General features: G+C 69.1%; 20 protein-coding genes and 1 pseudogene. 18 read left to right on the top strand and 3 right to left on the bottom strand.

Annotated elements, in window-relative coordinates:
* Nucleotides 1-38 precede the first annotated feature (38 nt).
* From JW030_RS10305 to JW030_RS10220, 18 genes and pseudogenes are all read left to right on the top strand, one after another.
* Nucleotides 39-1,307: an AI-2E family transporter gene (locus JW030_RS10305; protein ID WP_188046660.1), complete on the top strand. Its 1,269-nt coding sequence runs from the start codon at nt 39-41 to the stop codon at nt 1,305-1,307.
* A gap of 50 nt (nt 1,308-1,357) precedes the next feature.
* On the top strand, nt 1,358-3,085 hold the full coding sequence (locus JW030_RS10300) for a CTP synthase (RefSeq protein WP_188046661.1): 1,728 nt from the start codon (nt 1,358-1,360) through the stop codon (nt 3,083-3,085).
* Nucleotides 3,054-3,806 carry an NUDIX hydrolase gene (locus JW030_RS10295; protein WP_188046662.1) on the top strand — a complete coding sequence of 251 codons (753 nt, stop codon included), beginning with the start codon at nt 3,054-3,056 and terminating at the stop codon, nt 3,804-3,806. The genes JW030_RS10300 and JW030_RS10295 overlap by 32 nt, the downstream gene beginning before the upstream one ends.
* A complete protein-coding gene (locus JW030_RS10290; protein ID WP_188046663.1) occupies nt 3,803-4,843 on the top strand; it encodes a site-specific tyrosine recombinase XerD in 1,041 nt (346 codons plus the stop codon). Before JW030_RS10295 ends, JW030_RS10290 begins: the two co-directional genes overlap by 4 nt.
* 159 nt (nt 4,844-5,002) lie before the next feature.
* Nucleotides 5,003-5,176 carry a hypothetical protein gene (locus JW030_RS10285; RefSeq protein ID WP_188046664.1) on the top strand — a complete coding sequence of 58 codons (174 nt, stop codon included), beginning with the start codon at nt 5,003-5,005 and terminating at the stop codon, nt 5,174-5,176.
* A 110-nt stretch (nt 5,177-5,286) separates the two neighbouring features.
* The gene (locus JW030_RS10280) at nt 5,287-6,141 is read left to right on the top strand and encodes a ParA family protein (protein ID WP_188046665.1); all 855 of its coding nucleotides are present in this window, start codon (nt 5,287-5,289) and stop codon (nt 6,139-6,141) included.
* Between the two features lie 10 nt (nt 6,142-6,151).
* Nucleotides 6,152-7,012, top strand: coding sequence for a ScpA family protein (locus JW030_RS10275; RefSeq protein ID WP_188046666.1), 861 nt, complete (start codon nt 6,152-6,154; stop codon nt 7,010-7,012).
* On the top strand, nt 7,002-7,640 hold the full coding sequence (gene scpB, locus JW030_RS10270) for an SMC-Scp complex subunit ScpB (protein WP_188046667.1): 639 nt from the start codon (nt 7,002-7,004) through the stop codon (nt 7,638-7,640). The genes JW030_RS10275 and scpB overlap by 11 nt, the downstream gene beginning before the upstream one ends.
* 157 nt (nt 7,641-7,797) lie before the next feature.
* Nucleotides 7,798-8,547: pseudogene (locus JW030_RS13530) on the top strand (pseudouridine synthase); the annotation flags it as partial.
* Between the two features lie 335 nt (nt 8,548-8,882).
* Nucleotides 8,883-10,025: a prephenate dehydrogenase gene (locus JW030_RS10260; protein ID WP_188046668.1), complete on the top strand. Its 1,143-nt coding sequence runs from the start codon at nt 8,883-8,885 to the stop codon at nt 10,023-10,025.
* Complete coding sequence (cmk, locus tag JW030_RS10255) at nt 10,010-10,789, top strand: (d)CMP kinase (protein WP_188046669.1); 780 nt, start codon at nt 10,010-10,012, stop codon at nt 10,787-10,789. The genes JW030_RS10260 and cmk overlap by 16 nt, the downstream gene beginning before the upstream one ends.
* Complete coding sequence (der, locus tag JW030_RS10250) at nt 10,782-12,323, top strand: ribosome biogenesis GTPase Der (RefSeq protein WP_188046670.1); 1,542 nt, start codon at nt 10,782-10,784, stop codon at nt 12,321-12,323. Before cmk ends, der begins: the two co-directional genes overlap by 8 nt.
* 152 nt (nt 12,324-12,475) lie before the next feature.
* Entirely contained in the window at nt 12,476-12,856 is a 381-nt protein-coding gene (locus JW030_RS10245) for a GntR family transcriptional regulator (protein WP_188046671.1), read from the top strand.
* Nucleotides 12,853-13,908: a DUF1648 domain-containing protein gene (locus JW030_RS10240; RefSeq protein WP_188046672.1), complete on the top strand. Its 1,056-nt coding sequence runs from the start codon at nt 12,853-12,855 to the stop codon at nt 13,906-13,908. The genes JW030_RS10245 and JW030_RS10240 overlap by 4 nt, the downstream gene beginning before the upstream one ends.
* A complete protein-coding gene (locus JW030_RS10235) occupies nt 13,905-15,017 on the top strand; it encodes a CPBP family intramembrane glutamic endopeptidase (protein ID WP_188046673.1) in 1,113 nt (370 codons plus the stop codon). Before JW030_RS10240 ends, JW030_RS10235 begins: the two co-directional genes overlap by 4 nt.
* Nucleotides 15,018-15,026: 9 nt before the next feature.
* Entirely contained in the window at nt 15,027-15,449 is a 423-nt protein-coding gene (locus JW030_RS10230; protein ID WP_188046674.1) for an ester cyclase, read from the top strand.
* A 44-nt stretch (nt 15,450-15,493) separates the two neighbouring features.
* Nucleotides 15,494-15,976 (top strand): N-acetyltransferase, encoded by a 483-nt coding sequence (locus JW030_RS10225; RefSeq protein WP_188046675.1) that lies wholly within the window; start codon nt 15,494-15,496, stop codon nt 15,974-15,976.
* 27 nt (nt 15,977-16,003) lie between these two features.
* The gene (locus tag JW030_RS10220; protein WP_188046676.1) at nt 16,004-16,717 is read left to right on the top strand and encodes a lysoplasmalogenase family protein; all 714 of its coding nucleotides are present in this window, start codon (nt 16,004-16,006) and stop codon (nt 16,715-16,717) included.
* Nucleotides 16,718-16,741: 24 nt separating this feature from the next.
* Here JW030_RS10220 and JW030_RS10215 read toward each other — a convergent pair whose 3' ends face one another.
* The 3 genes from JW030_RS10215 to JW030_RS10205 form a co-directional block, all read right to left on the bottom strand.
* Entirely contained in the window at nt 16,742-17,695 is a 954-nt protein-coding gene (locus JW030_RS10215) for an NUDIX hydrolase (RefSeq protein ID WP_188046677.1), read from the bottom strand.
* 99 nt (nt 17,696-17,794) lie between these two features.
* The gene (locus tag JW030_RS10210) at nt 17,795-19,285 is read right to left on the bottom strand and encodes an HNH endonuclease signature motif containing protein (RefSeq protein WP_188046678.1); all 1,491 of its coding nucleotides are present in this window, start codon (nt 19,283-19,285) and stop codon (nt 17,795-17,797) included.
* A 224-nt stretch (nt 19,286-19,509) separates the two neighbouring features.
* Nucleotides 19,510-21,030, bottom strand: coding sequence for a 6-phospho-beta-glucosidase (locus JW030_RS10205; protein WP_188046679.1), 1,521 nt, complete (start codon nt 21,028-21,030; stop codon nt 19,510-19,512).
* Nucleotides 21,031-21,075 lie beyond the last annotated feature (45 nt).

Here is a 21,075-nt window from a genome sequence, read left to right as displayed (position 1 = left end):
GCCGATCCGCGCCGGTGGCGGCTGCTACGCTCACCAGCATGGCGAACTTCCTACGACGAGCTCTCAAAACGAAGTCCGGCCCCCATCAGGCGGCGGACGTCGATTCTCCTGAGGAAGAGGCCACCTACCTCGAGGACCACCCCGACGTTGTCCACGCGGACCCCGAACAGATGGACCCGCAGACGCGCGCGATGTACCTGGACGCGCGCGAAGCGGGCCACGAGGCGCAGGTTGAGCTGCGCAGCGAACGTGTGCGCGAGTTCACGTTCCGTCAGCCCTTCCAGCTTGGTTTCGTCGTCACGCTGGGCGGGCTCGCCGCGCTGCTGTTCGGCGGCGCGGTCGGGCAGCTGTCCACCGTCATCATGTACGTAGTCGGAGCGCTGTTCATCGCGCTCGGTCTTGACCCGGTCGTCCGGTTCCTTGAGCGCCGCGGCCTGAAACGCCCGCTCGGCATCGGCGTCGTCTTCGGCGGGTTCATCCTGATCGTCGGCACCATCTTAGGCCTCGTGATCCCGGTGCTCTCGAGCCAGATCGGTACGCTGATCAGGACGGCACCGCAGTACTTCTCCGAGATTTCCACGCAGCCCTGGTTTATAGATCTCAACGATCGCGTTGGCGGCTTCATTGACCTCGACGGCTTGCTCCAGACGGCGCAGGACTTTATTAGTCGTCCCGAGAACTGGGCGCAGGTCGCGGGCGGCATCTGGCAGGCCGGCATTGGCCTGGCCAATGCGCTGACGGCCACGATCATCGTGCTGATCCTGAGCCTGTACTTCCTGGCCTCGATGCAGAACGTCAAGCGCGGCTTCTACTCGCTGACGCCGCGCTCGGCGCGCGGCAAAGTGATGGACATCACCGAGCAGGTGACGAAGTCCGTCGGCGGCTACGTCAGCGGCATGGTGACGCTCGCGTTCATCAACGCGAGCCTGGGATTCATTGCGATGACGATCTTCGGGGTGCCGTTCGCGCCGCTCGTCGCGGTCGGAGTGTTCTTCCTCGCGCTCATCCCGCTCGTTGGCTCGGTGCTCGCCACGATTATGGTGTCCGCGATCGCCCTGTTCAACTCGCCGGCGACCGCGATCGGCATCGCCATCTACTACCTGATCTACATGCAGATTGAGTCGTACGTGATGACGCCTCGCGTGATGAGTCGGGTCGTTTCGGTGCCGGGTTCGCTCGTCGTGATCGGCGCAATTGCTGGCGGTACGCTGCTCGGCTTGCTCGGCGCGCTGATCTCGATTCCGGTGACCGCGATGGTCCTGATGATCATCAAACAGGTCTGGATTCCCCGTCAGGAGCTGCGCTGAGTGCGGCGCCCAGTGTTCATGTCCAGAATGTACTGATAGGATCAAAGCCCGTGGGAATAGAGCGAAACGCGGATCGATCGGCCGGAGTCACGAAGCATATTTTTGTGACGGGAGGTGTGGTCTCCTCTCTCGGAAAAGGCCTGACGGCGGCAAGCCTCGGCAACCTGCTGACAGCGCGCGGTTTGCGCGTGGTGATGCAGAAACTGGATCCGTATTTGAACGTTGATCCGGGAACGATGAACCCGTTCCAGCACGGCGAGGTCTTCGTGACCGACGACGGCGCTGAGACCGATCTCGATATCGGCCACTACGAGCGCTTCCTCGACATCGAGCTGAGCCAGGCCGCGAACGTCACGACCGGCCAGATCTACTCGGAGGTCATCGCCAAGGAGCGCCGCGGCGAGTACCTCGGCGACACCGTACAGGTCATCCCGCACATCACGAACGAGATCAAGCGCCGCATGCGCTTGCAGGCGGAGGAGTACCCCCGCCCCGACGTCATCATCACCGAGATCGGCGGCACTGTCGGCGACATCGAGTCGCAGCCGTTCCTGGAGTCGGCGCGTCAGGTGCGCCACGAGCTCGGCCGCGGCAACGTGTTCTTCGTGCACGTTTCGCTGGTGCCGTTCATGGGCGCCTCAGGTGAGCAGAAGACGAAGCCGACCCAGCACTCCGTTGCAGCGCTGCGCTCGATCGGTATCCAGCCCGACGCGCTCGTGCTCCGCTCGGATCGCCCGGTGACGGAGGACAACCTCCGCAAGATCGCGCTCATGTGCGACGTGGACGAGGACGCGGTCGTGAACGCGATCGACGTGCCGAGCATCTACGACCTGCCGACGCTGCTCAGCGATCAGAAGCTCGACCAGACCATCGTCTCGCACCTCGGCCTCATCGCCGACGAGATCGACTGGAGCGGCTGGCAGCCCGTGCTTGACGCGGTGCACCACCCGAAGGACGAGATCACGATTGCCCTCGTGGGCAAGTACATTGATCTGCCCGACGCGTACCTTTCGGTCACCGAGGCGCTGCGCGCCGGCGGCTTCGCGCACACCGCGAAGGTCAAGATCAAATGGGTCCCGTCCGACACGTGCGAGACCCACGAGGGTGCCGCGGCGCAGCTCGGAGACGTCGACGGCATTTGCGTGCCCGGCGGCTTCGGCGTGCGCGGCATCGAGGGCAAGCTTGGTGCGCTGCGCTTCGCCCGCGAAAACCAGATCCCGACCCTCGGCCTGTGCCTGGGCATGCAGTGCATGGTCATTGAGTACGCGCGGAACGTCGTGGGCCTCACGGGCGCCTCGTCGACCGAGTTTGACCCCGAGACGGACACCCCCGTCATCGCCACGATGACCGAGCAGGTCAGCATTATCGACGGCGGCGACTTGGGCGGCACCATGCGCCTGGGCCTCTACGAGGCGAAGTTCACCGAGGGCAGCCTCGCGGCCGACCTCTACGGTGCACCGAGCGCGAGTGAGCGTCACCGTCACCGCTACGAGGTGAACAACACCTACCGCGACGAGATTGCGGCTGGCGGCCTCTCGTTCTCAGGCACGAGCCCCGACGGCTCGCTCGTCGAGTACGTCGAGCTGCCTCGCGACGTCCACCCGTTCTACATCGCCACCCAGGCGCACCCCGAGCTGCGCTCGCGCCCCGGCCGCGCGCACCCGCTCTTCGCGGGCCTCGCCGGCGCCGCGATTGAGCGCCAGCGGGCGAGCCGCCTGTTCAGCGATTCGAACGGCACCGATGAGAATGGCAGCACCGTTGGCGAATCTGCCGCCTAACTCGGAACGAACGAGGCAGGATCCCGCTGACGCGGATACCGGCCTTGCGCTCGGCGAGGCCGCGGGGAATTTCCCCGCGGCCTTTGCCGATTCCCCGGCCACCGACGTGACGGTGCACGAAAGCGTGCTGCTCGCCGAGGGCAAGGTCTGGGACGTTCGCCGCGACCGCTTCACCCTCCACGGTGCGCCTGGCTCGCCCGAGCTCGTGCGGGATTACGTCGACCACACTGGCGCCGTCGCGGTGCTCGCGCTCGACGACGACGGCCGCGTGCTCCTGTTCCAGCAGTACCGGCACGCGATCGGCGTGCGCGACTGGGAGATCCCGGCAGGCCTCATGGACGTCGCGGGGGAGTCGGCGCTGGCGGGCGCACAGCGCGAGCTTGCCGAGGAGGCCGACCTGCAGGCCGCGCGCTGGGACCTGCTGCTCGACGTGTGTTTGTCGCCCGGCGGCAGCTCGGAGGCGATTCGCGTCTTCCTCGCACGGGACCTCAGGCCCGTCGAACACGACTTAGTGCGCGACGGCGAAGAGGCCGAGATCGTGCCGACCTGGATCCCGCTCGACGACGCGGTCCAGGCCGTGCTCGAACGGCGCGTGCAGAACTCTCTCACCACCAGCGCGGTGCTGGGTGCCGCGCTCGCGCGCGACCGAGGGTGGGCAACGCTCGGCGACGCGACTGCGCCTTGGGGTCGCCGCGATATCGTGCGGGGCTCGCGGTCGTGACCCCCGCGCCGGCCGCGCTCTCGCCCGAGGACGGGTCGGCTCGCTTTCTCAGGCACTCGAGCCTCGAGCGAGGGCTGTCCGCGAACACCCTCGACGCATATCGCCGCGACCTCGCCGCATACCAGGCGTGGCTTGCCGCGCACGAGGTCACGGACCTCGCCGCGGTGACGCCCGAGCTGCTGAGCAGATACGTCGCTGAGCTCGGCGGGGCACCGCGGGAGCGGCGGGATACTGCGCCTGCGGCGGGCCCCGAACCAGCCGCCGCGGAGGAGAAGCCCCAGAAGCTCACGCCCGCGTCGATCGCGCGCCGGTTGTCGACCGTACGCGGGATGCACCGTTTCCTCTTCGACGAGGGGTTGCTGAGCGAGCACGCGGGGCGCGGCGTGCGCACGCCCAAGCCGACGCTGCGCCTGCCGAAGGCGCTCTCGGTCGGCGACATCGAGGCGCTGCTGAACGCCGCCGCGGGGGACGACCCGATCAGCCTGCGCGACCGCGCGCTGCTCGAGCTGCTCTACGCGAGCGGCGCGCGCGTCAGCGAGGCGACCGCGATCGACCTGGACGACCTGCTCTCTCAGCCCGGCACAGCCGACGCCTGGCGCGATCCGGAACGTGCGCTCGAACACGGCGGCTTCCTGCGCGTCACGGGCAAGGGATCGAAGCAGCGGATTGTCCCTTACGGGAGCTTCGCGGGCTCGGCCCTCGCGGCGTACCTGGTGCGGGCGCGCCCGCTGCTGGTCGCCGCGGGGAACGGCACCCCGGCGCTTTTCGTGGGTGCCCGCGGGGCGCGCCTCTCGCGCCAGAGCGTCTGGCTGATCATCCGGGCTGCCGCTGAGCGGGCCGGGGTCCTAGTTGAGGTCTCGCCCCACACGATGCGGCACTCGTTCGCGACGCACCTGCTTGCGGGCGGCGCTGACGTCCGCACTGTGCAGGAGTTGCTCGGGCACTCGTCCGTGACGACGACGCAGATCTACACCCACGTCACTGCCGAAACCTTGCGTGAAAGCTACCTCACGGCGCATCCGCGCGCACGAAAGTAGCACTGCTGCGCGCAGAAGTAACAGTCTGCGATCGCCGCCCATGTTTGGTTCGCGTCTGAATATCACGTTTCAGGTGTATCGTCCCTGTTTCGAGTATTTCGGGGGATTTGGCGATCCTCGAACGCGCACGCGGGACTCGCCGGAATGGCGGGGACGACCATGGCATCAACGACGACGATACGTCGGCGGACTCGGCTGGGGGGTACTTTGGTGGCGGCGGTCGTGCCCGGCACGGATCCTGCCCTCGCTCAGGCCGCACCCCTCGCCGCCGCGGCGCCACTCGTGGCCGGGGCGGTGCTGCTCAGGGCGCGCAGCATGCGAGGACGGCGCTAGCCGAGCCCGTTCCTGAAGTTCACGCCGACCGCGGGCCGATGTGGTCGCGGTCGGCGTGAACGATAGGATGTTCCCTGCACCAATTGGCGGGCGAAGAGCGAGGAAATGACATGGCACAGGCCGAAGCGAAGCTGGGCCCCACGGGGCGACCGGACCGCTTCATCCCCGTGCCGCCGAAGCTCACCACCCACGGCCCTGCGCGCATCATCGCGATGTGCAACCAGAAGGGTGGCGTCGGCAAGACGACGAGCACCATTAACCTCGCCGCCGCGCTTGCACGCTACGGCCGTCGGGTGCTCGCGGTGGACTTCGACCCGCAGGGCGCGCTTTCCGCCGGCCTCGGTGTGCAGGCCCATGACGTGCCCACGATCTACGACCTCATGCTCGGCCACGAGAAAGACCCGCGGGTCGCGATTCAGCGCTCCACGATCGAGAACCTCGACGTGATCCCCGCGAACATCGACCTGTCGGCCGCCGAGGTGCACCTCGTCTCGGAGGTCGCCCGCGAGCAGATCCTCGGCAGCGTGCTGCGCAAGGTCTCGGCAGACTACGACGTCGTGCTGATCGACTGTCAGCCGTCGCTCGGCCTGCTCACCGTGAACGCCCTCACCGCGAGCCACGGCGTGCTCATTCCGCTCGCCTGCGAGTTCTTCGCGCTGCGCGGTGTCGCCCTGCTGATCGAGACGATCGACAAGGTCAAGGACCGCCTGAACCCGCAGCTTGAGCTCGACGGCATTCTTGCCACCATGTACGACCCCCGCACCCTGCACGCCCGCGAGGTGCTCGAGCGCGTCGTCGACACCTTCGGCGACAAGGTCTTCGACACGGTCATCGGACGCACCGTGAAGCTGCCCGACGCCCAGATCGCAGCGAAATCGGTGCTCGACTATGCCCCCGCGAACGCGGCTTCGGAAGCGTATCTGAAGCTCGCGCGAGAACTGGTGCAGCGGGGCGCAGTCGCCTAAGGCCGCCCCGATGACAGCGCTCGACACGAACCCGAAGCCGGGCGCGCGAGGCGCGTCGGCCGGGGCAGTCGCGCCACAAAGCGATCAGTTCCGCGTCGTGTTCGACGGCTTCGAGGGTCCGTTTGACCTGCTGTTGAGCCTCATCTCGCAGCACGAGCTCGACATCACTGAGGTGTCACTCAGCCTCGTCACCGACGAGTTCATTTCGTACCTCGCGCGCTTCGAGTCGGAAGAGGGGCTCGGCGCGCTCGACCGCGCCTCCGAGTTCCTCGTCGTCGCCGCGACCCTGCTCGATTTGAAGATCGCGAGCTTGCTGCCCCAGGGCGAGGTCGTCGACGCCGAGGACGTGGCCCTGCTCGAGGCCCGCGACCTGCTGTTCGCCCGCCTCCTGCAGTATCGCGCGTTCAAGGAGGCGAGCGCCTGGTTCCGCGGCAACCTCGAGGCGGAGGCCGGCCGGCACGCGCGTCAGGTGCCCCTCGACGCCCGCTACCGCAATCAAGGCCCCGAGCTGGTCTGGACGCTGAGCGCCGCCGACTTCGCGACGCTCGCAGCCCTCGCCTGCGCTCCCCGCGAGATCCCCGTCGTCGGCCTGGACCACCTGCACGCCCCGCTCGTATCGATTCGTGAGCAGGCGGCGATTGTCGTTTCGATGCTGCGCCGCGGCGGCATGCATTCGTTCCGAGAGATGATCGCGGGCGTCAGCGAGAAGGGCGTCGTGGTGGCGCGCTTCCTCGCGATCCTCGAACTGTATCGCCGCTCGGCGGTGACGTTCGAACAGCCCGAGCCGCTCGGCGAGCTGACCGTGCGCTGGACGAGCGAGGGGTGGTCGGACGACGACCTCGCGACATTGGGAGCTGACTATGACGGATAGTTCGACCGTGGAATTCGAGGCGACCGGGCAGGATCCTGCCGTGGCCCCGAGCGCCCTCGCGCGTGCCCGCGAGGGCGCGACCCTGGAGCAGCAGCTCGAGGCGTTGCTCATGGTGGCGGACGAGCCGATCAGCGCGGTGGGGCTTGCGACCGCGACCGATCGACCCGTGCGCGAGGTCCGGAGGGCGATCGAGCTCCTCACCGCCGACTACGACGGAAAGGGCTCCGGCCCCGAGCGCGGATTTGAGCTGCGCGAGGTCGGGGGCGGCTATCGCTTTTACGTGAGAGAATCATTAGACCCGATCATCGCCGACTTCGTGCAACAGCAAAGTCCGGCGAGGCTTTCGCAGGCGGCGCTCGAGACGCTCGCCGTGATTGCGTATCGGCAGCCGATTTCGCGCGGGGCAATCGCCTCGATTCGCGCCGTAAATGTCGATTCGGTCGTGCGCACCCTGGTGGGGCGCGGCTTGATCACCGAAGCTGGGCAGGATCCCGAGACTGGTGCGATCCTGTACGGCACCACAGATACTTTGCTCGGACACTTGGGGGTTGGCTCGCTGGACGAGCTGCCGCCGATCGCGCCGATGCTCGATGATGGACGAGAAGGGTTTGACCATGAACGGTTCTAACGAGGACAACGACAACCCCGCAGACTTCGGCGGATCGATTGAGGTCGACGGCCAGAAGATGAATGTCGACATGGCCGCGTTTGGCTGGGACAAGCCGATCGGTTGGCGCGTCGGCGAGACCGAGATCGGCGAGAACCGCCCCGGCGACGACACCCGCGTGCGCCTGCAGAAGGTGCTCGCCTCGGCGGGCGTCGCCTCGCGCCGCGCGTGCGAGGAACTCATTACGAGCGGTCGCGTGCGCGTCAATGGCGAGGTCGTTGATTCGCTCGGCAGCCGGATTGAGCCCGGAACCGACGAGGTACGGGTCGACGGTGTGATCGTGCAGCTCGACGTGTCCAAGCGCTACTTCGTGCTGAACAAGCCGCGCGGCGTCGTCTCGACGATGTCCGACGAAAACGGCCGCCCCGACCTGCGCGAGTTCACCGACCAGTTCGAAGAGCGCATCTTCAACGTCGGTCGTCTCGACACCGACACCTCGGGCCTTTTGATTTTGACCAACGATGGCGATCTCGCCCACGCCCTCGCGCACCCGAAGTTCGGCGTGCAGAAGACGTACGTCGCTCAGGTCGAGGGGCGGGTCACCGCCGCGACCATCCAGAAACTGAAGGACGGCATCGAGCTTGAGGACGGCCCCATTAGCGTCGACTCCGCGAAGATCGTGCCGGGCGCACCCGACTTCGAGGTCTCGCTCGTTGAGCTCACGCTGCACTCGGGCCGCAACCGCATCGTGCGCCGCATGCTCGCCGAGGTCGGCCACCCCGTGATTGAGCTCGTGCGTCGCCAGTTCGGCCCGCTGCACCTCGGCACCCTGATGGTCGGCGAGATGCGCGAGCTCTCGGCTGCCGAGCGCGGCGCGCTCTTGACCGCGGCCCAGGGTGAGCAGGTCGTCTCGGCCCCGCCCCGCGAGGGCGCGCGGGGGAAGGGTGGTCCTCGCGAGCGCAAGGCCGGCGAGGTGACCGGCGGTCGCCCCGGCGATGGCAAGGGCGCGAAGGGCATGCGAGGCGTCGCGTCGCGCGGCAATCCCCACGCGCGCAAGCCCGGGCAGGATCCGCGCGGCGGATCGGGCGACGGCGGATCGGGCGGATCGGGCGACTCGCGCCAAGGCCGCGATGGCGGCCGCTCGGGCGGCAACGGCCCCGGCGGCGGAGGCTTCTCCGGCCGCGGCGGTGGCTTTGGCGGGCGCGGTGGCAGCGGCGGCAATGGGCGCAACCCCGGGCAGGATCGACGCAGCGGCGGTGGCCGATGAGCGTACTGGGTTTCTCGAACAACATCGACGGCGGAAGTAGCGCCGTAGCGGGGGACGCGCGCGTCAGCCGCGTGGCCGGGCCGGTGCACATCGTGGGCGCCGGCCTGCTCGGCGCGAGCGTCGGACTCGCGCTGACCGAGCGCGGCGTCGACGTCACGCTCGACGACGCGTCGCCGACGGCGCTCGCGCTCGCGATCGACTATGGCGCGGGCCGGGCCCGGGTCGCCGGTGACCCCGATCCGCAGCTCGTCGTCGTGGCGACCCCGCCCGACGTGACGGCCGACGCGGTGCAGGGCGCGCTCGCAGCGTTTCCGACCTCGGTGGTCACCGACGTCGCGAGCGTCAAGCTCGCCCCGTTCGTCGAGCTGACGCGTCGCGGCGTCGACCTCACGAACTACATCGGCTCGCACCCCATGGCGGGGCGCGAGCGCGGCGGCGCCATCATGGCCCGCACCGACCTCTTCGTCGCCCGGCCCTGGGTGATTTGCCGCGACGGGGAGACCCCCGCGGCCGCCCTCGCGATCGTGGAGGCGCTCGCGCTCGAGCTCGGCGCCTCACCGCTCGAGATGACGCCGGAAGAGCACGATCGCTCGGTCGGCCTCGTGTCGCACCTGCCGCAGATCGTGTCGAGCCTGCTCGCCGCGCGCCTGCTGCACGCGGACGACGCCGCGGTGGGCCTCGCGGGCCAGGGGCTCCGCGACACCACGCGCATCGCGGCGAGCCAGCCCGAGCTCTGGGTGCAGATCCTCGGCGCGAACCGCGCACCCGTGGTCGAGCTGCTTGAGGCGTTTCAGCGGGACGTCTCGGCGCTGACCGAGGCGCTGCGCGGCGCCGATCAGCCCGGGTCGAAGCGACAGATCGCCGACCTGCTGGCCGCCGGAAATCGGGGCGTCGCGAGGATCCCGGGCAAGCACGGCCGGACCGAGCGTTTCGTGACGCTGACGGTGCTCGTGGACGACCGGCCGGGTGAGCTTGCGCGACTACTCACCGAGCTCGGAGAATTGGGCATTAACATGGAAGACTTGCGCCTTGAGCACTCGCCGGGCGCCCAGATCGGCTTCGCGGAGATCGCGGTGCTGCCAGAGGTGGCGGATCGCGCCGCCAAGGACCTCTCAGACCGCGGATGGAGAACGCTGTGACCAATGCTGCACTGGCTGACGCCACCGCGCCCGTCGTGGCCCCCGTGCTCGTCGCAATTGATGGCCCCGCGGGAAGCGGGAAGTCGAGCGTCTCGCGCGAGGCCGCCCGTCGCCTCGGTTTTGGCATTCTGGACACCGGCGCCGCGTATCGCGCGCTCGCGTGGGCGGCGCTCGAAATGGGTGCGGACCTCGATGATGCAGAAGCCGTCGAAGCGATCCTGTCGCGCTGGGGGTACTCGAGCACGCTGCTCGGCGAGCCGCAGATCATGGTGACCCTGCCGCCCGCCCTTGGCGACGTCGCGGCGATCACGCGCGCACACGACGTGACCGACGCGATTCGCGACCCGAAGGTCAGCGGGCAGGTGAGTCATGTGTCGCGCCACCCTGGCGTGCGCGAGGGACTGAACGCCATGTTCCGTCGTATCGTGGCCGAGTCGGGCCTGCCCGGCGTCATCATCGAGGGCCGCGACATCACGACCGTTGTGGCGCCCGACGCCCCGGTCCGGATCCTGCTCACCGCATCGCCAGAGGTGCGCGCCGCGCGCCGCTCGGGCGAACTGTCCGGCTCTGACGCCGCGCAGGTGCTGGCAGACCTCGCCGCGCGCGATGCGAAGGACGCGCAGGTCGTGGACTTCTTCAACCCGGCGCCCGGCGTCACGCTCGTCGACACGAGCGACCTAGATTTCGAGGGATCGGTGGACGCTGTTATCAGCATCGTTCAGGCGCTCCCGGCCAACGCATCCCAGGAGGATACGAATGAGTGAACACGACGAGACGTTTGGCGCAGACGGCGCCGAGGTGGAGTTTAACGAAAACGCAGTAGCTGCCCCCGAGGTTGTCTACGAGGGCGACGCGGTGACCGACGACGAGCGCCTGCGCTCCATGCGTGCGGGCCTTGCGAACCTCGACCTCGACGAGGACGACCTCGCGCTGCTCGATGCAGAGGGTATCGAGGGCTTCATTACCGAGGTCCCGAAGACGCTGCCCGTGGTTGCGATCGTGGGGCGCCCGAACGTCGGCAAGTCCGCGCTCGTGAACCGCATCCTCGGTCGCCGTGAGGCCGTCGTGGAAGATATCCCCGGTGTGACCCGCGACCGCGTCACCTACCAGGCGGAGTGGAACGAGACCCGCTTCTCGCTCGTCGACACCGGTGGCTGGGAGCCCGATGCAAAGGGCATCGACCTCTCGGTCGCGCAGCAGGCGGAGATCGCCATTGAGCTGTGCGACGCCGTCCTGTTCGTCGTCGACGCCCGCGTGGGCCCCACGGCTACCGACGAGCGCGTCGTGGGCCTGCTGCGCCGCGCGAACAAGCCCGTCTTCCTCATCGCCAACAAGGTAGACGACGCCCGCCTCGAGCCCGAAGCTGCACAGCTCTGGTCGCTCGGCCTGGGCGAGCCGCACGCCGTCTCGGCGCTGCATGGCCGCGGCGTCGCAGACCTGCTCGACCTCGTCATCAAGTCGCTGCCCGAGGAGTCCGCAATCGCGAAGCCCCTCGTCGGGGGCCCCCGCCGCGTCGCGATCCTCGGCCGCCCGAACGTCGGCAAGTCGAGCCTGCTCAACAAGGCCGCTGGCGAAGAGCGCGTCGTCGTCAACGAGCTCGCGGGCACGACCCGCGACCCGGTCGACGAGCAGGTCGAGATCGCCGGACGCGTCTGGACCTTCGTTGACACCGCCGGCATCCGTCGCCGCGTGCACATGCAGCAGGGCGCGGACTTCTACGCCTCGCTCCGCACCGCGGCCGCGCTGGAAAAGGCTGAGGTTGCCGTCGTGCTCATCGACGTCACCGAGGTCATCAGCGAGCAGGACATCCGCATCATCGACCTCGTGCTCGAGTCGGGCCGCGCGCTCGTGCTCGCGTTCAACAAGTGGGATCTGCTCACCGATGACCGCCGTCGCTACCTGACCCGCGAGATCGAGCAGGATCTCGCGCACGTCGCCTGGGCCCCGCGCGTCAACATCTCGGCTCGCACCGGTCGTCACCTCGAGAAGCTCGTTCCCGCCCTCGAGACCGCGCTGGCCTCGTGGGACGAGCGCATCCCGACCGCGAAGATCAACGCGTTCCTCGCCGAGCTCGCACAGGAGCACCCGCACCCGCTGCGCAGTGGCAAGCAGCCCCGCATCATGTACGGCGCGCAGGTGCAGAACCGCCCGCCGACGTTCGTGCTGTTCACCACGGGCTTCCTCGACCAGGGCTACCGCCGCTTCATCACGCGCCGCATGCGCGAGCGGTACGGCTTCGAGGGTTCGCCGATCGTGATCAACATGCGCATTCGCGAGAAGCGCGAGCGCAACCGGTAGCTACTGCCGCGTTGTCGCGCACAGGGCCGGGGCCCGGTATTCGTACCGGGTGCCCGGCCTTTTGCGTGCCCGGGGAAGTGGATGCCTTGCGCCCTGCGCTCCTCTCTAGTTATAGTTTGCCTATAACAAGCTTGCTTTGAGGGGAGGGTGCGATGCTCATCAAGATCGACCCCACGAGCGATCGCCCCATTTACGAGCAGATCGCTGGCTCGGTCCGCGCTGACGCGGTTCGGGGCAGGATCCTGCCGGGGGCGAGCCTGCCGACTGCGCGCGACGTCGCCGCAGGCCTCGGCATCAACATGCACACCGTGCTGCGCGCCTATCAGCAGCTGCGCGACGAGGGCCTCATTGATCTGCGGCGCGGCCGTGGGGCCGTCGTCACCGAGGCCGCGGGGCAATTGTCCGAGCTCCACCGCGAGGTTCGGGCGCTCGTCGCCCAGGCCGCGGCGCTCGGCGTCACCCGCGAGACGCTCGCCGCGATCGTGCAAGAGGACTACGCGCAATTGGATCACCGCCAGGAGGAACGCTCATGACCGACATCACGCAGGCTGCTCGGGCCGAGGTGGCGACCGCCCGCCGGGTCTTCTTCTGGGTCGCGATCGTCGCGCCGACGCTGATCGTGTTGGCGGGCACTGCGGTCATCATCGCGTGGTTGCCGCAGCTGCCTGATCCCATCGCGACGCACTGGGGCAGTGGGCCGCGGCCCACAGGGTTCTCGTCGCCGATGGCGGCCGTGTGGCTGACGCTCGGCATGGGGCTCGGCATGACCGCTCTGTTCGGCGGCATTGTCTGGCTCGAGGCCCGTCAACGCCCCGACACCTGGGGCTGGTCGCAGCGGCTTATGGGGGCGATGGGCCCCGCGATGGCGGTGTTCCTGACCGTTCTCTTCGTCGGAATGGTCGGCATACAGCGCGGGCTGGCCGACGCGGCCGACGCCGGCAACGTTGACCCGATGCTGTGGGCCGGGCTCGCGAGCGCCCTCGTCATCGGCGTGATCGCCTGGTTCGTGCAGCCGAAGGCCGAGTTCGCGCGCCCGACCGTGACCGGGGCGCCGATCGAGTTGGCGCCCGGGGAGCGCGCCGTCTGGATCGCGGAGACCCGCATGGGAACCGGAGCCCTCGTGTCGCTCGGGCTGCTCGCCCTCGCCCTCCTTGTCAGCGCTACCGTCATGCTCGCCGCGGGCACCGAGGTGTGGTGGCTCATGCTGCTCGTGAGCCTCATCATCGTGTTCGGCATCGTGACGTGCACCGTGTATCGCGTGCGCATTGACTCGCGCGGGCTGCTGGTGCGCTCACTTGTCGGTTGGCCTGCGTTTCATTACACCCCCGACAGGATCACCGCGGTCGCCGTCGTCGATGTCGCCCCGATGGCGGAATACGGTGGCTGGGGCCTGCGCTTCATCCCCGGCAGCACCGGCGTGCTGATGCGCGGCGGCGAAGGGATCCAGGTCACGTTGACTAGCGGACGCACCTTCGTCGTGACCGTCGACGACGCCGCGACCGGCGCGGGGCTGCTGCAGGCGGTCGTGCCTGGCAGCCAGACCACCAGCGAAACTGAACCTGGACTCAAAGGAGAGCCGTCATGAGTGCCGAGAACCCTGCAGAGCCGGCGGAGGTCGCTGTGCCCGCGTGCGCCGTGCCACCCGCCGTCGTGCCACCCGCCGCGGTCGCGGATGGCCCCGTCCCACCTGCGCCGGGCACTGCGCCGGGGGAGCGCGTGCGCTGGGGCGCCGTCACCGCTTTCGTGCTCATCGCGTGCGGGCTCGCGTGGCTCGCGATTCTGCCCGTGTGGCTGAACGACGGCGACTTTGCGACCTTCGGTGGCGTGCTGCCGGTCGTCATGATGTACACGCCGGCGCTCGCCACCCTGGTCGTGGTCTATGCGATGCGGGCGCCTGCAAACGGGCGGGCCCGGTACCTCGGCCTGTGGCCACTCCGCCCCGCGAAGCGGGTGATCTGGTTCAGCGTGGCCGCCATCTTCGGTCCGCTGGTGCTGATCGCGGTCGGGATCCTGCTTTCGGCGGCCTTCGGGCTCGCGAAGCTTGATCTCGTGGGGTTCTCGGGGTTCTCGGGGTTTGCGGCGTTGCTCAGCGAGAGTGTGCCGCCCGAGTTGATGTCGAGCCTGCCGCCGATGGGCGTGCTCGTCGTGACGCAGCTGATCATGATTCCGGTCGGCGCGGTGTTCAACATCTTCGCGACGTTCGGAGAAGAAATCGGGTGGCGCGGGTGGCTGCTGCCGGCGCTCCGCCCGCTCGGGGTCTGGCCCGCACTCATCATCTCCGGCGTGATCTGGGGGCTCTGGCACTCGCCGATGATCCTGCTCGGCTACAACTTCGCGCGCACCGACTGGACCGGTGTGGCCTTCATGGTCGGCGGCTGCGTCGCCTGGGGCGTGCTGCTGGGATGGACGCGGCTGCGCACCGGATCGGTCTGGCCCGCGGTCTTCGCCCACGGCGCGCTGAACGCGGGCGGCGGGGCGATCCTGCTCTTCGCGATGGCGGGGGCGCCGCTGGATCTCGCGATCGTCGGCCCCATCGGCGTCGTGGCGTGGGGCGTGGTGGCGGTGGCCGTCGTCGTGCTCGTGCTCACGGGGCAGTTCCGGCAGGAGCCGGCGCTGGCGGGGCCGCGGCGCGGGGTCGCACCCGCAGCGCCGAGCGCCCCGGCTGAGACCGAGAACGCGACCGGTGAGCGCTAGGCTGGCCCGGTGAATCGCAGCACCCATGACACCGTTCGCCAGTTCCTCGACGTCGTTCGCAGCGGCGCCGCACCCGAACGGGCAGGCGAGTTTCTCGCCCCGACCGTGTTCGCGCACCAGGTGCGGGCGCCCGAGGGATCTGTCATTCAGCGCGACCCGCAGGACTATGCGGAGCACGTGCGCGAGATGACCGAGCAATTCGGGGCATTCGAGCTGGTGGTGGACGAGCTCATCGTCGACGGGGTGAAGGTGTATGCGCGATGGACCCAGCACGGCACTCACTCCGGGGAGATCGAGGGGTTCTCGCCGACCGGGCGCCCCATCACCACAATCGGAAGTGCCGTGTACCGGGTCGAGCGGGGACTGATTGCGGAGTACTGGATCCAGCAAGACGCCGCGGGGCTCATGGCACAGCTGCAGGCCGGGGCGTAGCGCACCGACCCTGGCACCCGCGGGGCCTGTGCCATTCTTGACGCATGACCCTCCGCTTGGCGCCGATCAGCAGTGACCAGTTCCCTGCGTGGGTGGAGCGCAGCATCGCGGAGTACGCGGCCGACCTCGTCACGACCGGAGTCGCCCCGGGGGAGGCTCGGCGCAGAGCGGCCGAGAGTATGGCCGAGGAGTTCCCCGGGGGAGCCCCGAGCGCCGAGAACGCCGTGTTCGACCTGGTCGCGGGCGATGGCGCGATCGTCGGGTACCTGTGGGTCGGCGAGGACCACTCGGACGACCCGACCTCCTGGTGGGTGTGGGACGTCGTCGTCGACGCGGGTCAGCGCGGGCAGGGGCACGGCCGCGCGGCCATGCGGCTCGCCGAGGCCTACGCTCGTTCCGAGGGCGCGACGATGCTCGGCCTCAGCGTCTTCCGCTTCAATGTTGCGGCCCGCGGCCTCTACGAAGCGCTCGGGTACGAGATCACCGGTAGCGATGCCGTCAGCATCAAGATGAGCAAGCGGCTGTAGCCGCCAGAACGTTGTCAAAGGAGACACGTGAGTAACCCAGCAACCCCAGCCCCAGCCGTGTTTCCGGAAACCGCACCCCGCGCCGCCCGAGCCTGGCTCTCGTTTGTGCCGTACATCGTGGTGTCGATCATCCATGTCGTGCTCCTCGCGCTCGAGCACCCGATCGCCGGGCCCACGAAGCTGCTGCTGATGCCGACGCTCGCGCTCGCCGCCGTGTGGGGTACTGCGGGCCTTCGCCCGTGGCCGCGTGCTGCAGTCATCGCCCTGCTCGCGGCGATCGCGGCCTCGTGGCTCGGCGACGGCGCCGGCACCTTCTTCCCGGGGCTGCCCGAACTTCCCATGATGCTGCTGTGGTTCGGCGTCGCCCACATCGTCTACATCGCGCTGTTCTGGCGCACGCGCGGCCTCGGGCGGGGCCGCCCGCCGCTCTGGGCGCTCGCCTACGTCGCCTGGTACGTCGTGCTGCTCGCCGTCCTCGGCCCGCACACCGGCGCCCTGTTCTGGGGCATCGCCGCGTACGGACTCGTGCTCGGCGCGACCGCGGTATCGGCCTCGCGCTGCGGCCCGATCGTGGCCTGGGGCGGCGTGTGGTTCCTGGCCTCCGACTCGATCCTCGCGTTCCGGCTCTTCCTGCCCGACGCGATGCCCGACTGGACGAGCCCCGCCGTCATGGTGACCTACACGCTCGGCCAGGGGCTCATCGTCGCGGGTGTGCTCGCGGCGCTCAGAAAGCGCGGCTGACCGGGCAGGATCCTGCCGGACGAGCTAGTCGGTGAATGCCCGCAGCCAGCCGGTGCCGCGTACCTGTGCGCCCGCCGTCTTGGCGCGCTGGGCGAGCTCGCGGTCGCTCGTGACGGTGAAGACCTGTCGGCCGTCGCGCACGAGGCGCGCGGTCACCGCCGCGATCGTGTCGTCGCCGTGGCCGGGGGCCTCGACCAGGGTGACCCCGCCGAGCCCGTCGTGGCCGAAGTAGCTCGGGAAGTTGCGGGACTCGTCGAACTCGATGACGCCGGGCACGTTTTCGTGCGGCGAGACGCTCACGATGCCGCGGCCGGTGCCCTCGGCCACCATGACGATCTCGGGGTGCCAGCGATCGCCGGGCAGCTCGAGCTCGGCCGCCGGGATGCCCTCGCGGGCGACGATGGCGAGGCGGTCGCGCAGGCGCTCACCGGCCCCGCGGCGGTCGCGCCACCAGCCGTCGGGCACCGAGCCGACGACGTTCGCGGCGTCCACGACGAGCGCGGGGCGCGTGTCCAGTTGCTCGCGCAGCATCGGCCAGGACGCGGCGAATCCGGGGTGCAGTGGGTACGAGTCGACCTCATCGATGGGGACCCAGCGCAGCTCAAGGCTCTCGGGGTCGGTGATGACCGGCTCGAAGGGGCGGACGACGTCGGCGACGACGGTCGTGTAGGTCCAGACGTCGCGGTCGTAGACGTGGGTGAAGCGGGGCAGGACGGCGCCGTCGGGCACCCCCGCCTCTTCCTGAGACTCACGGATCGCGCCAGCCTCGGCGCTCTCGCCCTGGTTGCGGGCGCCGCCGGGGATTCCCCAGGTGCCGCCATGGTGGCTCCAAGCGACGCGGTGCTGCAGCAGCACGCCGCGCTCGGCATCGATCGCGAGCAGGCCGGCCGCGCCAAACAGCCCCCACACCTCGCTGCCGTCGGGGAGGGTGACCCAGGCGTCGCCGGGGTCACGGGGCTGCGAGGTCGGACCGCTCATGGTTCGAGTCTTTCACAGGCGGATGCGAGCGCGCCTTGACCGGGTCGCGTCGGGACGCGGGGTGGTGAACTCAGGGTAGAGATGACCCGACCTGCCAGGTCAACAGGGTGGGTCTTCGTCGTTCGGGATGGGCGTTCTCACTCGCGCCTTCGACTTCTCGCGTCTCGGCGGCGATCGGTGCGGCAGTCCGGGCGTTGCGCGAATGACCGCCTCGGCCGGTGGGCGAGCGGAACTCGAGCGCCGTCCGGGGACGCTGGGCGGGAGACCCTCTCGTCTCGGCGGTCGAGTGGGAAGCAGGCCGCGTTCTGGCGGAGTGGGTGTCGGCCGGGCGGGCGTTGCCTCGTGAATGCCACCGAAATCGCTGTCCGGGCTCGTGCGATGCGTGCGGCCAGCGGGCGAGGTCCATTCGATGATGCCGTCGGCGAGCTGGGCGACCCGCCAGTCCGAGTTGTGCTTCAACCGGTGATGCTTCTTGCAGAGGGACGCCAGGTTCTCCACGCTCGTGTGGCCGCCGTCCTGCCAGTCCACCGTGTGGTCGTTCTCGCCCGTGATCGCGCGATGGGTGCAGCCCGGGAAGCGGCACACGCCGTCGCGAAGCCGGATGAACCGTTGCAGGTCGGCGGGAACCTTATAGGCGTCGCGGCCGTACGACATCCACGTGCCAGTCTCTGGGTGGGTGAGGATGCGGAAGAACGACGCTGCATCGCCCGCGAGCTCCCGAGCAGTGTCGGGGTCGATCGGGCCGAAGCCTTCGAGGGAGGCCGGCTCGTCCGAGCGACCCAGCAAGGTCAAAACGGGAACCGTCACGAAGATTGTCGGTCGGACCGAGCCCACAGACCCGGCGGCGGCCGAGCTCGCGGCGACATCGCGATCGACCGTGCCGTGTTGCAGCAGATCCGATGCGATATCAGCCTCGCGCTGTGCCCGGGTGCGCGGGTCGTCATCGGAAGCGGTACGCCGCCCCATGAAATCGAGCCGGGCTGAGATCGCCGCGACCTGGTCAGTTGGGAGGTAGAGGGTGAGCCACGACATTCCATCGCGTCCGGGCTCGACCGTCACCTTCCGCTCGGCCCGCTCGAGCCTGAGTCGCTCGGCCATGGACTCGGTATGCATGCGCTCACGCAGCTTCCGAGCCTCTCGACGGAACCGGGTAGGTACGAGGTCTTGGGCGAGGGGCAGTGCGAGCCGCTCGAACTCGCCGCGCCTCTCGAGGGGGAGCGACCAGGCCTCGTGCAACAGCACGCGCACGTGCTGCCGAGAAATGGAGCCTTCGGACAGCGACTGCAGCGTGGTGGGGAAGTGTTGTACGAGTGCCTCTGCCTCGTGGATGAGGGTGACCGCGGTCGCTTCGTGCAGACCCAGCGTCGTGGCAATTTCCGCGGTGAGGCTGCGGATCGCAAATTCCTGCGAAAACCGACCCTCGTTCACGGCGAATGCTCGAGCCTGCTCAATCGCTTCGTACTGCGAGGCCACTGCCGCGCGAGCGATTCGCTCGTCGAGATCGACCGCGCGGATGTAGCTGCTGATCAATGTCCGCGCGACGTCGAAACTCGCACCTGGGTGCGGGTCTCGGGGCTGGATTTCTTCCATGTATCGAGTGCACACTGCACCACCGACACTGAACGAGGGTCTTTCGATTCCCGGGCGTGTCGCGCTCGATTGAGGTGGAGCGGCTGACGCTGAGTGGGGCCGGAATCATGCGAAGGCGCGGGATAGGCCGAACGGCAACAAGACGCGGGTCAGCTATGCGAAGTCCGGCCAGTCAACCGCCAGCTATGCGAACCTCAGCCATGCGACCGCCGCCGGTACCCCAGCTACTCGAACGCCGCCGCGACACCGGGGATGCGCGCCCGGTAGCCCTCGAGCAGCGACTTCGCGACCGTCACCGAGTCCACCAGGGGGTGCGTGGCGAACGCGCGCCAGGCAAGGGCAGGATCGCGGTGTCGCACAGCAGACAGCGTGAGCTGCTCGGCGGCTTTGACCCGCTGCATCAGGCCGAGCATGTCGCCCGCGACCGGGGCGATCGGCAGCGGCCGCACCCCGTCCGCCGAGACGCGGCACGCGATCTCGATGACGGCGTGGTCGGGCAGTTCGGGCACCGCGGCGCGGGGCGCGGGCTGGCCGGGACCGGCAGTACCACTCCGGTTCGCCACGTTCAGGATCATGGTCGCCGCGGGCCCGCCCGTCAGCGCGCTCATGAGGTCGAGCGCGACCTGCTGGTACCCGCCGTCCTCGACGTCGGCCTCCTCGCGGCCCTCGCGCTCCTCCTCCGAACGGCTCTCGGCCATGTAGGTGAACTCGCGCTCGCGCAGCGTCTCTTGCCACGCCGCGTGCGCGTCGGCCGGGCTCGCGCCCAGAGCTCGCGCGTAGAACAGCTCCTGCTGCCCCTTCAAAAACTCGCCGCGTGTCTCGCTCGTGCTGATGCGCGCCGTCGCCTCGCGCTCGAAGTAGTAGTAGAAGAGGTACTCGTTGGGGAGGGCGCCGATCGCGCGGATCCAGTCGAAGCCCATCAGCCGCGCCTCCTCGATCGACTCGAGCGCGCTGTCCGAGGCGAGCAGCGCGGGCAGCTGGTCGACCCCGTCGATCGACAGGCGGCGCAGCCAGCCGAGGTGGTTGAGCCCCACGTAGTCGAACGACACGCGCTCGAGCGAGGCCTGGTCGAGCGACGTCAGGCCGACCCCGCGGCCCGCGACCCGGGTCGCCCGGCGCATGAGCCCGATCGGGGTATCGCAGATGCCGATGACGCGGTCGCCGAGGAACTCGCGCATCGCCTCCGTGACGAGCCCGGCGGGGTTGGTGAAGTTGATGATCCAGGCGTCGGGGGCGAGCTCCCGGACACGGCTGGCCAACCGCGACGCGACTGGCAGCGTGCGCATCGCGTAGGCGAGGCCACCCGGGCCAACCGTCTCTTGGCCGAGCACGCCGAGGTCGAGGGCGACGCGCTCGTCGGCGATGCGGCCGTCGATGCCGCCGACGCGCATAGCCGAGAAGATGAAGCCGGCGCCCGTGATCGCCTCGTCGAGGTCGGTCGTCACGGTGACGCGCGGCGGGTGCGGCAGGGTGGGCGCGAGGTGGCTGAGGATCGCGCGCATCGTGTCGAGGCGCGAGGCGTCGACGTCGTGCAGGCAGAGCTCGGTGACGGTGGGCCCGGCTGAGTCGGCGCTGAGACCGGCCCGCGGCGCGGCACCAGCGGCACCAGAGGCACCGGCAGTACCAGAAGCGCCAGCTCCCGCAGGATCCCCGCCCACCGGCCCCCGGCCCAGCCCGCCCCCGCCGATCGCGCTGAACAGCTGGGGCACGCGGAACCCGCCGCCGCCAATCAGGGTAAGTTTCATGCCGGAAACACCTCGAATCCGCTCGATTGCAGCATGGGTTCACTC

Origin of the sequence: Leucobacter sp. CX169, from assembly GCF_017161405.1 — a bacterium.
Lineage (GTDB): Bacteria > Actinomycetota > Actinomycetes > Actinomycetales > Microbacteriaceae > Cx-87.
The sequence above is the reverse complement of the archived record's forward strand: the minus strand, read 5'-3'. Positions and strand labels throughout refer to the sequence as shown.

What these genes read in the sequence shown, in the direction of transcription:
- JW030_RS10215 (WP_188046677.1), bottom strand. Translation starts at nt 17,695, where the DNA reads ATGAGCGGTCCGACCTCGCAGCCCCGTGACCCCGGCGACGCCTGGGTC.
- JW030_RS10235 (WP_188046673.1), top strand. Translation starts at nt 13,905, where the DNA reads ATGAGTGCCGAGAACCCTGCAGAGCCGGCGGAGGTCGCTGTGCCCGCG.
- JW030_RS10280 (WP_188046665.1), top strand. Translation starts at nt 5,287, where the DNA reads ATGGCACAGGCCGAAGCGAAGCTGGGCCCCACGGGGCGACCGGACCGC.
- JW030_RS10275 (WP_188046666.1), top strand. Translation starts at nt 6,152, where the DNA reads ATGACAGCGCTCGACACGAACCCGAAGCCGGGCGCGCGAGGCGCGTCG.
- JW030_RS10205 (WP_188046679.1), bottom strand. Translation starts at nt 21,030, where the DNA reads ATGAAACTTACCCTGATTGGCGGCGGCGGGTTCCGCGTGCCCCAGCTG.
- JW030_RS10305 (WP_188046660.1), top strand. Translation starts at nt 39, where the DNA reads ATGGCGAACTTCCTACGACGAGCTCTCAAAACGAAGTCCGGCCCCCAT.
- JW030_RS10245 (WP_188046671.1), top strand. Translation starts at nt 12,476, where the DNA reads ATGCTCATCAAGATCGACCCCACGAGCGATCGCCCCATTTACGAGCAG.
- JW030_RS10210 (WP_188046678.1), bottom strand. Translation starts at nt 19,285, where the DNA reads ATGGAAGAAATCCAGCCCCGAGACCCGCACCCAGGTGCGAGTTTCGAC.
- JW030_RS10260 (WP_188046668.1), top strand. Translation starts at nt 8,883, where the DNA reads ATGAGCGTACTGGGTTTCTCGAACAACATCGACGGCGGAAGTAGCGCC.
- scpB (WP_188046667.1), top strand. Translation starts at nt 7,002, where the DNA reads ATGACGGATAGTTCGACCGTGGAATTCGAGGCGACCGGGCAGGATCCT.
- cmk (WP_188046669.1), top strand. Translation starts at nt 10,010, where the DNA reads ATGGAGAACGCTGTGACCAATGCTGCACTGGCTGACGCCACCGCGCCC.
- JW030_RS10240 (WP_188046672.1), top strand. Translation starts at nt 12,853, where the DNA reads ATGACCGACATCACGCAGGCTGCTCGGGCCGAGGTGGCGACCGCCCGC.
- der (WP_188046670.1), top strand. Translation starts at nt 10,782, where the DNA reads ATGAGTGAACACGACGAGACGTTTGGCGCAGACGGCGCCGAGGTGGAG.
- JW030_RS10285 (WP_188046664.1), top strand. Translation starts at nt 5,003, where the DNA reads ATGGCATCAACGACGACGATACGTCGGCGGACTCGGCTGGGGGGTACT.
- JW030_RS10225 (WP_188046675.1), top strand. Translation starts at nt 15,494, where the DNA reads ATGACCCTCCGCTTGGCGCCGATCAGCAGTGACCAGTTCCCTGCGTGG.
- JW030_RS10295 (WP_188046662.1), top strand. Translation starts at nt 3,054, where the DNA reads ATGGCAGCACCGTTGGCGAATCTGCCGCCTAACTCGGAACGAACGAGG.